Origin of the sequence: Escherichia sp. MOD1-EC6021, from assembly GCF_002965245.1 — a bacterium.
In the GTDB taxonomy this organism is placed as follows: Bacteria; Pseudomonadota; Gammaproteobacteria; order Enterobacterales; family Enterobacteriaceae; genus Escherichia; species Escherichia coli_F.
On the sequence record NZ_PTRU01000100.1, the window covers coordinates 1 to 944 of the forward strand.

Annotated in this window: 2 protein-coding genes; one reads left to right on the plus strand and one right to left on the minus strand. The window is 53.1% G+C overall.

The window, feature by feature from the left end:
- Positions 1 to 40 precede the first annotated feature (40 nt).
- Positions 41 to 241, minus strand: coding sequence for a hypothetical protein (locus BEB54_RS29645; protein ID WP_001297900.1), 201 nt, complete (start codon positions 239 to 241; stop codon positions 41 to 43).
- A gap of 204 nt (positions 242 to 445) precedes the next feature.
- Between BEB54_RS29645 and BEB54_RS28100 the strand changes: the two genes are divergently transcribed.
- The coding region (locus BEB54_RS28100) for an inovirus Gp2 family protein (protein ID WP_097346674.1) at positions 446 to 944 on the plus strand (499 nt) is incomplete at its 3' end.

Genomic DNA, 944 nt, shown 5'->3' on the forward strand with positions numbered 1-944 from the left:
CCGGTACACTGTCAGCTCAGGGGATACATGAACCGTTATCTCACCAGCTACACAGTATATACACACTGACGCTGACAGTAGTCAGCAGGACCACAATAATCAGTGCCAGCAGTATGGTAACGATACGGTCTGTATTCCGGTAATAGCCGAAGGGGTCGACAGAACCACAATACGGGCAACACACTGTATTATGAGTAATCGCGTTTCCACAGTCCCTGCACTTCTTTTTGCGTATCACCATCACTCCCTCCTCACAGCCTTACCCGTAACCGGTTTTTTACATTAAAAAAACAACGCTGAAAATTCAACCGTCAGTCCGGAGACGACCGTTCGGGTTATCTCAGAGTGCCTGAGATATTGCCTGGTTGGAGATCACTTCAGGGACTCTGCGCATTTTTTACGGCGTGGTTAATCCGTATGAACGAAACCATACGGAGATTTAACCATGACCTACAAATACAACCCCTTCTGGCAGCAACGTATTCGTGAGACGGTGCGGCACGCACTGGATGTTCATCCCCGTCTGACGGCATTGCGGGTTGATCTGCGTCTCCCGGATGTACCGGCAGCAACGGACGCGGCTGTGATATCCCGCTTCATCAATGCCCTGAAAGCCCGAATCGACGCTTACCAGAAACGTAAGCATCGGGAAGGTAAACGCGTGCATCCCACAACCCTGCATTACGTCTGGGCCCGGGAGTTTGGGGAGTGCAAAGGTAAAAAACACTATCACCTGATGCTGCTGGTTAACCGGGATACCTGGTGTCGTGCCGGTGATTACCGTGCTCCGGGATCACTGGCCGGGATGATTAAACAGGCGTGGTGCAGTGCCCTGGGAGTGGATGTCGGGTGCCATGCCACGCTGGTGCATTTTCCGGCCTGGCCGGCGGTGTGGCTGGAACGCGATGATGACACTGGCTTTCAGCAGGTGCTGGAACGTGCTG